Here is a 9468-nt window from a genome sequence, read left to right on the forward strand (position 1 = left end):
CGATAAAGGGAAAAATTAACTGGCCGTGGCGCTGCCATCACCCCGCTTTTGACGCGCGGCGAGCCGTAAAGTTCGCTCCAGGATCTGGGAATAGATGGGCCGCCCCCCCAGCCACTGGGCAACCAGAGTCGCACCGACCGTGGTGATCATCATCGGCAGGATCAGCTGATAGTTGTCGGTCATCTCGGTGACCAGCACGATACCGGTGATGGGGGCACGCACGGTGGCAGCAAACAGCGCCCCCATTCCGGCGATGGCAAAGGCGCCGGGCTCGATGCCAAGCTCGGGAAACGCCGCATGAAACAGATGGCCAAACACCACGCCAAACAAGGTGCCCAATGCCAGGGTCGGCGCAAACACCCCGCCCGGGGCACCGGAGCAGAAGCAGATGAGGGTCGCGACCAACCGCACCGAGAAGATGAGGAACAGGGTCGCCATCGCATACTCATCCCCCATCAGATGAGGAATAAGCTCGGTGCCGCCCCCCGTCACCGCGGGAGCAAACAGCGACAGCACGCCAAACGTTCCGGCGACCAGCATGCCGATGGCCACAAAACGGTGGCGCTTGTTCTGGTGCAGCGCCAGATAACCATCCTGACAGGCCAGCACCAGCTTGTTGAAGACAAAACCCAGCACCCCGAAGGTGGCCCCCATAAAGAGGAACAGCCAGAGCGCCTTGAGGGCTGGCGCATCGTAGTGGGGCAAGGTGATCACCGCCCCCTGCCCTTTCATGTTCTGCAGCATCAGGGTCGCCATAATGGCGGAGATCCCCACCGCCTTGATGGCCAGAAAGGAGTAGCGAAACTGCGGTCGCATCTCCTCCATCACGAACAGGATGCCCGCCAGCGGCGCATTGAAGGCTGCCGCCAGACCGCCCGCCGCACCGGCTGCCAGCAGGGCATGGCCATGCTCCTTGGGCAACCGGAAGATATCCGCCACCATCTTGCCGAGGTTGCCGCCGATCTGTACCGAAGGCCCCTCCCGCCCCAGCACCATACCGGAGCTCAGGGTACAGATGCCGCCGAAGAACTTGACCGGCAACACTCGCCACCACCGCACCGGGCGCAGATCGTCCATCGCCCCCTCGATCTCGGGAATGCCGGAACCACCCGCTTCCGGGGCAAAGGTATGAGTGAGGAAGTAACCGACAAATCCCAGCAAGGCGCTGAAGCCAAAGCCAAGCAGACCGAGCTGCCACCAGGGACGGTCTGCCAGCAAGGCGATGCGTTGTTCTGCCAGCCAGTGGACACCAGATTCGAACAGACCGCACACCAGTCCGGCCAGGGTGCCGACCAGCGCCGCCAGCAGCAGCACCAGCAAGGGCATCTTGTCTTGCCGGATAATGCGGGAAAGCGGCCCCCGCGCAGAGGTATCGGCTTCAGAGGAGAGAGCTTGTTGCGCCATCTTGTTACACCAACTTGGAAAAACCATATCGTCAGCTAGCTGAGATCAGGATCACCCGGCGCGTTGCTCGGCTGCCCAGGGCTGGGGCTTTCTGCTATAGTCGGCCCGTTAAATTTTTGTCACGGGAGCAGACCGAGAGTCCGGGTGGCGAGAGCGCAAAGCATACTCCTGATGCTCCGGCCTGCCGAGTCTCAATCGGCTGCAATCCCTTGTGTGACGACCAAAATCCCATTAAGGATGATCCATGTCAAAATCAGATCAGCTGTTTGAACAGGCCCGCCAGACCATTCCGGGTGGCGTCAACTCACCGGTCCGCGCCTTCAATGGGGTCGGCGGCACGCCCCGCTTCATCGATCACGCCGATGGCGCCTATCTCTATGATGTGGATGGTCAGGCCTACGTGGATTACATCGGCTCCTGGGGCCCCATGCTGCTGGGTCACAACCACCCGGCCATCAAAGCCGCCGTCATCAAGGCCGTTGAGAAGGGGCTGAGCTACGGTGCTCCGACCGAGATCGAAGTGCTGATGGCCGAGAAAGTCCGCCAGATCGTCCCCTCCATGGAGCAGGTGCGGATGGTCAACTCCGGCACCGAAGCCACCATGAGCGCCATCCGTCTGGCCCGTGGCTACACCGGCCGCGACAAGATCGTCAAATTCGAGGGCTGCTACCACGGCCACGCCGACTCCCTGCTGGTCAAGGCAGGTTCCGGCGCCCTGACCCTGGGTCAGCCCAACAGCCCGGGCGTTCCGGCCGATTTCGCCAAACACACCCTGACCTGCGTCTTCAACGATCTGGATTCGGTGCGTGAAGCCTTCACCCAGTACGGCAGCGAGATCGCCTGTATCATCGTCGAGCCGGTCGCAGGCAACATGAACTGCATCCCGCCGGTCCCCGGCTTCCTGGAAGGGCTGCGCGCCATATGTGACGAGTTCGGTGCCCTGCTGATCTTGGACGAGGTGATGACCGGCTTCCGCGTCTCCCTGCGCGGTGCTCAGGGTCACTACAACATCGACCCGGATCTCACCACCCTCGGCAAGATCATCGGTGCCGGCATGCCTGTCGGCGCCTTCGGCGGCAAGAAGAAGGTGATGCAGCACATTGCCCCGACCGGCCCTGTCTATCAGGCGGGGACTCTCTCCGGCAACCCGGTGGCCATGGCGGCCGGTCTGACCATGCTGGATCTGCTGCTGGAGCCGGGTCTCTATGAGCAGCTGAGCGCCAAGACAGCTCGTGTTGCCGAGGGACTGAAAGCTGCCGCCGCCAAACACGGTATCCCGCTCGCCATCAACTATGTGGGCGGCATGTTCGGCTTCTTCTTCACCGAAGAGAGCGAAATCACCCGCTACGAGCAGGTCACTCGCTGCGATATGGAACGCTTCAAGCGCTTCTATCACCTGATGCTCGAAGAGGGCGTCTATCTGGCGCCGAGCGCCTACGAGGCAGGCTTCCTGTCGCTGGCTCACGGCGACAAGGAGATTGAACACACTCTGGCCGCCGCCGAACGCAGCTTCGCCAAGCTGGCTGGCTAAATCGCCGCTGGTTGTCGCAAAAGGGCCCGTCACGGGCCCTTTTCTATTGCAGTGCCTCCATCACCACACAGGGCGGCAATACGCCCATTTCTGGTGCATTACTCCCTCGTCATCCACCGATTTGTCATTCTCTGGTGCAACTTGCCCCGCCATCCCTGTCATAAAGCAGGCCCACTATTTGCACATTCACCACAAGAGCCCACGTCACCGAGGTCCATATGGCAGAGATGAGCCCCATCGATGTGCTGCGGCGCTATCAGGAGTATCAGGAGGAGCTGACCCCGCTACTGCAGGGGCTGCTCAGTGCCCCCCTTGCCTCGCTCAAGGGGTATCCCTTTGTCGTCAGCATTGACCACTATCTGGGGCCGATGTGCATCCAGCCTGCGGCACCGGCGGCCCATAACCGGCTGCACCTTATCGTGCAGGGGCAAGGACGGGAGATCACCGTCTGTCTGAATCAGCTGATTGGTTGGTTGATGGGAGACAGGGAGCGCCGCCGCGCCATGCCCTGGTTCAAGGCGGTCTATGTGTTGCTCAGCATGGCGCTGTTTCTCATCGTCGCGACGCTCATCTGGCACGGGCTGGAGCAGCTCTACCAGCTATTGTGCGGCGAGCAGCAGAACCAGCTCGGCGCCTTTAGCGCCATCATCTTCCTGACGCTGGCACTGGCGGTGTTCGATCTGGGCAAGACCATTCTGGAAGAGGAGGTACTGCTGCATAAGGATATCTTCCGCCACAGCGCCATTCGCCGCACCATCACCCGCTTTATCGCCGCCATTCTGATCGCGGTCTCCATCGAGGGGTTGTTGCTGCTGTTCAAGGGTTCGCTCGGCCAGAGCGAGCTGCTCTGGCCTGCGGTCGGGGTGATGGGGTGTGCGGTGGGTTTGTTGCTGGCGCTTGGCCTCTATGTTTTTCTGGGGGCCAAGGCCGAAGCTGCACTGGTACAGGCTAGCCTGCGCTCTCCACCGTCAGCTGCACAGGGGAGCGACGCACCGTCCGCCAAGAGGCGTACATGGTCCAGGAGGTATAGATGACGATAAAGGCAACCAGCCACTTCAGCATCTCCATATCCATGGATTTGACCAGCATGGCTGCCAGCACCACACCGATGGGCCCGAAGATGGCTACCGCCAGCACCGCCTTGGCATCAAACGCCCCTTTGCGGATAAAGGTGCCTGCGGAGAAAACGCTAAGCACGGCGGTGGAGCCCATCATGATCGGAAACGCCGCCAGCGGATTCATCCCCAGCAGATAAACCAGCGTCATGCAGGGGGCAAACAGGCCTATACCGACATTCATCAGTACCCCGAAGATGAAATTGCCAAGCAGGGCAATCGCCAACTTGTAGCCGCTGAGCCCCATCGCATCGCCGCCTACAGGGAAAAGGCCCAGCAGACCGGCAAAGATAAGCCCTGCAACGACCAGTAAGGAGATAGCCATCACCAGCCGGATGGTCTGCCGATCAAACGAGGCCACATGACGAGCGCCCCAGGCTGCGCCAGCTGCGGCGGCCATCATCATGCTGATCAGCGTCAGCGGCTCCACTGCGACTGCGCCGACGAAGATCAGCGACTGAGTCACGGTCGGCAGCACGCACTGCCCATTTAGGGTACCCGGCAGCACCCGATCATCGATCAGCTTGAACTGCTTGTAACAGGCGGTCTTTACCGCAAAGCTGCCCACCCCCAGGGTATCGAGAAAGTTGGCAACCCCACCGATCAACGCCACCGGCCAGAAGGGGGTCGCCTCAAAGGATCCACTCTGCTTCTTCCGCCAGCAGGCTTGCACCAGCATAAAGATGAATACGAGGCCTCCGGCTATAAAAACCAGCCGTAAAATATCAACTAACATAGGGGTTTCTCCTGCAACGGGCGGCGATTCTAAGGCAAGCAGCAGAAAAAATCTTGACCGGAATTAAGCAATGCTCACGACACGCCTCTGCAAGGTGAAATATTTATCAATAGACTCCGAACGACTCTGCTAATACTTGTTACTGAGGCCAACAGGCCGGGTCCTGAGCACGTTGTTATGGTCCTTTCGCGACGACCACTTGTGCCAAAGGACATAATAAAAAAGAGGGCCGGTAGTGATACCGACCCTCTTTCTGTATCTGGCCGGGGCGCTGGGCCCTCGACCATGACAACTGCTTATTGAATGCTCTTGCCGGCACGCACGTCCTTGATAAACCCCTTCAGGCTGGCCAGATCACGGGGGGCACCGCGCAGGATCTGATCACCGATGATGAAGGCCGGGGTACCGGAGATACCGAGCGCTTCAGCCAGCGCACGGTTGGTACCGAGGTTCTGGTCAATGCTGCCATCCTTGATCTTGGCTTCCACCTTGCTCCAGTCCACACCGGCCGCCACAGCCAACTGCTTGACCTGTGCTTCATCAGCGAGCGGGCCCTGATGGGTATAGAGCTTCTCGTGGAACGCCTGGTACTTGTCAGGCTGACCCAGCTGGACAGCCAGCGCAGCACGAGCTGCGAAGTAGGAGGACTCGCTCAGAATGGGGAACTGCTTGTAGATGTAACGGATATCTTTATCTTCCGCCATCAGCTGCTTGACCAGCGGATGGGCCCGTTTGCAGTAACCGCAGTTGTAATCGAAAAACTCTACAATAGTCAGCGACGCCTTCGGATTCCCCATCTCGGGATCCTGATTGGCATAAAGCTGCTTGGAGTGAGCCTTGATCAGCGCCTTGTCACTCTCGGCCTGCTGGCTCTCCTGCTTGGCACGCAGGGCATTGGACATCTCGACCAGGATCTCGGGATTCTTGACCAGATAGTCGCGAACGATTTGCTCGACATCGCTTTTGGTAAGCTCGCTTGCATGTACCGGCGTCGCCAGCAGGGTCACACCAGCCAGCGCGCAAAACAGGGCATTTTTAATAGTCATAACGTTATCTTGCAGAGGATATGATAGAGGCCACTATAGTGGTTGAGTCTGTTTTCAAGTCAAGTTATCTGGCCAAAAAAGCGCTTGATGCGCCCTGATTGCCACTTTTTCATGTCGTTTCGTGCAATTAACCAGCAATCGAACCGGACGGGGATTTACAAGCCGGATCAGCATGGTAATATTCGCCGCACTGCTGCGGAGGGGTGGCAGAGCGGCTGAATGCACCGGTCTTGAAAACCGGCGATGGGCGACCATCCGTGGGTTCAAATCCCACCTCCTCCGCCATTCATACCGAGCCCATGCAACCATGTTGCGTGGGCTTTTTATTTGCCTGCGATTTGCCACTCCTCATAGAGCTCAACACATTAGTCTTCTTCAACTCCTTTCTTGATCTTCTCACCTGTGGGCTCAACAGCGGCCACAAGATCACCTATCAACATCGAACCTCTGCGTTCCTGCGAGCATCCCTTCCCATTTCCTTATTGCCCCAAACAACAACGACCCAACGCAGCGACCACGGCTCCTGCATGTTGCTACCGCCAATAACCCCTCTTCGGAATAAAGTCAGGGCCGGTTAACACCGTCATAGAAAAGCAGGGACGATGGGGTTGCGGCTTAAAAAGAGGGAGCAGCTAACTCAGGAAGCAGAGATCCCAAGCAAGAGATCACGACGTATAGGCGATCATGGGATTCACGGGTTATGGCGATGCCAGTCCTGCCATACAGAGTAACTGCTTTACATGAAGAAAGAGTAAAAGCGTAACATCAGGCTATTCGTTGAACCGAAAGACAACAGCGAGTAACAATAAAAACAGAAGAAAGGAATAAGTCAGGCCAAATATCAGACGATTCAATAAATTTAAGGCAATAAAAAACCCCGCTCGATGAGCGGGGTTTCTTGTATTGGGTGCCTGGCAGTGTCCTACTCTCGCATGGCGAATGCCACACTACCATCGGCGCTACCGCGTTTCACTTCTGAGTTCGGCATGGGATCAGGTGGTTCCACGGCGCTATGGCCGCCAGGCAAATTCTTCAATCTGAGAAAGCTGATGTAAGTAGTTCGCTTCGTATTTGCTACAAGCCTTAGAACACTTCTTGGGTGTTGTATGGTTAAGCCTCACGGGTAATTAGTATGGGTTAGCTCAACACGTCGCCGCGCTTACACACCCCACCTATCAACGTTGTGGTCTCCAACGGCCCTTTAGGACCCTCAAGGGGTCAGGGATGACTCATCTCAGGGCTCGCTTCCCGCTTAGATGCTTTCAGCGGTTATCGATTCCGAACTTAGCTACCGGGCAGTGCCACTGGCGTGACAACCCGAACACCAGAGGTTCGTTCACTCCGGTCCTCTCGTACTAGGAGCAACTCCCTTCAATCATCCAACGCCCACGGCAGATAGGGACCGAACTGTCTCACGACGTTCTGAACCCAGCTCGCGTACCACTTTAAATGGCGAACAGCCATACCCTTGGGACCGACTTCAGCCCCAGGATGTGATGAGCCGACATCGAGGTGCCAAACACCGCCGTCGATATGAACTCTTGGGCGGTATCAGCCTGTTATCCCCGGAGTACCTTTTATCCGTTGAGCGATGGCCCTTCCATTCAGAACCACCGGATCACTATGACCTACTTTCGTACCTGCTCGACCTGTCCGTCTCGCAGTTAAGCTGGCTTATGCCATTGCACTAACCTCCTGATGTCCGACCAGGATTAGCCAACCTTCGTGCTCCTCCGTTACTCTTTGGGAGGAGACCGCCCCAGTCAAACTACCCACCAGGCACTGTCCGCGGCCCAGATTCATGGGCCTGCGTTAGAACATCAAACATACAAGGGTGGTATTTCAAGGACGGCTCCAGCGCAACTGGCGTCACGCCTTCAAAGCCTCCCACCTATCCTACACATGTAGGTTCAATGTTCAGTGCCAAGCTGTAGTAAAGGTTCACGGGGTCTTTCCGTCTAGCCGCGGGTACACCGCATCTTCACGGCGAATTCGATTTCACTGAGTCTCGGGTGGAGACAGCATGGCCATGGTTACACCATTCGTGCAGGTCGGAACTTACCCGACAAGGAATTTCGCTACCTTAGGACCGTTATAGTTACGGCCGCCGTTTACCGGGGCTTCGATCAAGAGCTTCGCTTGCGCTAACCCCATCAATTAACCTTCCGGCACCGGGCAGGTGTCACACCCTATACGTCCACTTTCGTGTTTGCAGAGTGCTGTGTTTTTGATAAACAGTCCCAGCCATCTGGTCACTGCGACTCCCGACAGCTCCATCCGCAAGGGACTTCACTGTCAAGAGCGAACCTTCTCCCGAAGTTACGGTTCTATTTTGCCTAGTTCCTTCACCCGAGTTCTCTCAAGCGCCTTGGTATTCTCTACCCGACCACCTGTGTCGGTTTGGGGTACGATGACTTGTAATCTGAAGCTTAGAGGCTTTTCCTGGAAGCAGGGCATCAATGGCTTCCGCACCGTAGTGCGTTCGTCTCGTGTCTCAGTGTTGTGTCTCCGGATTTGCCTAGAAACACCACCTACGCACTTTCACCAGGACAACCGTCGCCTGGCCCACCTAGCCTTCTCCGTCCCCCCATCGCAATTACAAGTCGTGCAGGAATATTAACCTGCTTCCCATCGACTACGCCTTTCGGCCTCGCCTTAGGGGTCGACTCACCCTGCCCCGATTAACGTTGGACAGGAACCCTTGGTCTTCCGGCGAGGAGGCTTTTCACCCCCTTTATCGTTACTTACGTCAGCATTCGCACTTCTGATATCTCCAGCATACCTCTCGATACACCTTCGCAGACTTACAGAACGCTCCCCTACCACTCACACATAAGTGTGAATCCGCGGCTTCGGTGCCTGGTTTGAGCCCCGTTACATCTTCCGCGCAGACGACTCGACTAGTGAGCTATTACGCTTTCTTTAAATGATGGCTGCTTCTAAGCCAACATCCTAGCTGTCTGAGCCTTCCCACATCGTTTCCCACTTAACCAGAACTTTGGGACCTTAGCCGGCGGTCTGGGTTGTTTCCCTCTTCACGACGGACGTTAGCACCCGCCGTGTGTCTCCCGGATATTACTTACTGGTATTCGGAGTTTGCATGGGGTTGGTAAGTCGGGATGACCCCCTAGCCCAAACAGTGCTCTACCCCCAGTAGTATTCGTCCGAGGCGCTACCTAAATAGCTTTCGGGGAGAACCAGCTATCTCCGAGTTTGATTGGCCTTTCACCCCCAGCCACAGGTCATCCCCTAACTTTGCAACGTTAGTGGGTTCGGTCCTCCAGTTGATGTTACTCAACCTTCAACCTGCCCATGGCTAGATCACCCGGTTTCGGGTCTACACCTTGCAACTAGACGCCCAGTTAAGACTCGGTTTCCCTACGGCTCCCCTATACGGTTAACCTCGCTACAAAATGTAAGTCGCTGACCCATTATACAAAAGGTACGCAGTCACCCCGAAGGGCTCCCACTGCTTGTACGTACACGGTTTCAGGTTCTATTTCACTCCCCTCACAGGGGTTCTTTTCGCCTTTCCCTCACGGTACTGGTTCACTATCGGTCAGTCAGGAGTATTTAGCCTTGGAGGATGGTCCCCCCATATTCAGACAGGATGTCACGTGTCCCGCCCTACTCGAT

At 57.1% G+C, this 9468-nt stretch carries 5 protein-coding genes, 1 tRNA gene and 2 rRNA genes (1 of these 8 cut by a window edge); 3 read left to right on the forward strand and 5 right to left on the reverse strand.

The window, feature by feature from the left end:
• Positions 1-15 precede the first annotated feature (15 nt).
• Positions 16-1404: a H(+)/Cl(-) exchange transporter ClcA gene (gene clcA / locus WBR25_RS18615; RefSeq protein WP_139408606.1), complete on the reverse strand. Its 1389-nt coding sequence runs from the start codon at positions 1402-1404 to the stop codon at positions 16-18.
• A 244-nt stretch (positions 1405-1648) separates the two neighbouring features.
• On the opposite strand from clcA, the gene hemL reads away from it, so the two are divergent.
• Both hemL and WBR25_RS18625 read left to right on the forward strand, forming a co-directional pair.
• Positions 1649-2935, forward strand: coding sequence for a glutamate-1-semialdehyde 2,1-aminomutase (hemL, locus tag WBR25_RS18620; protein WP_064341840.1), 1287 nt, complete (start codon positions 1649-1651; stop codon positions 2933-2935).
• 218 nt (positions 2936-3153) lie between these two features.
• Positions 3154-3969, forward strand: coding sequence for a hypothetical protein (locus WBR25_RS18625; RefSeq protein ID WP_479748901.1), 816 nt, complete (start codon positions 3154-3156; stop codon positions 3967-3969).
• Here WBR25_RS18625 and WBR25_RS18630 read toward each other — a convergent pair.
• Both WBR25_RS18630 and WBR25_RS18635 read right to left on the reverse strand, forming a co-directional pair.
• The gene (locus WBR25_RS18630; RefSeq protein WP_479748902.1) at positions 3884-4786 is read right to left on the reverse strand and encodes a TSUP family transporter; all 903 of its coding nucleotides are present in this window, start codon (positions 4784-4786) and stop codon (positions 3884-3886) included. The two genes, WBR25_RS18625 and WBR25_RS18630, sit on opposite strands and share 86 nt — an antisense overlap.
• A 296-nt stretch (positions 4787-5082) precedes the next feature.
• A complete protein-coding gene (locus WBR25_RS18635) occupies positions 5083-5832 on the reverse strand; it encodes a DsbA family protein (RefSeq protein ID WP_042084194.1) in 750 nt (249 codons plus the stop codon).
• Positions 5833-6029: 197 nt separating this feature from the next.
• On the opposite strand from WBR25_RS18635, the gene WBR25_RS18640 reads away from it, so the two are divergent.
• Positions 6030-6117: transfer RNA gene (locus WBR25_RS18640), tRNA-Ser, on the forward strand.
• Between the two features lie 624 nt (positions 6118-6741).
• On the opposite strand, the gene rrf is transcribed toward WBR25_RS18640, so the two are convergent.
• A 5S ribosomal RNA gene (rrf, locus tag WBR25_RS18645) occupies positions 6742-6856 on the reverse strand.
• A gap of 82 nt (positions 6857-6938) precedes the next feature.
• A 23S ribosomal RNA gene (locus WBR25_RS18650) occupies positions 6939-9468 on the reverse strand (it continues 359 nt past the right edge of the window).

Source organism: Aeromonas sp. MTB, assembly GCF_056632455.1.

Bases quoted from the DNA above. Each gene is read 5' to 3' on its own strand.
- WBR25_RS18635 (WP_042084194.1), bottom strand. From the start codon at position 5,832: ATGACTATTAAAAATGCCCTGTTTTGCGCGCTGGCTGGTGTGACCCTG.
- clcA (WP_139408606.1), bottom strand. From the start codon at position 1,404: ATGGCGCAACAAGCTCTCTCCTCTGAAGCCGATACCTCTGCGCGGGGG.
- WBR25_RS18630 (WP_479748902.1), bottom strand. From the start codon at position 4,786: ATGTTAGTTGATATTTTACGGCTGGTTTTTATAGCCGGAGGCCTCGTA.
- hemL (WP_064341840.1), top strand. From the start codon at position 1,649: ATGTCAAAATCAGATCAGCTGTTTGAACAGGCCCGCCAGACCATTCCG.
- WBR25_RS18625 (WP_479748901.1), top strand. From the start codon at position 3,154: ATGGCAGAGATGAGCCCCATCGATGTGCTGCGGCGCTATCAGGAGTAT.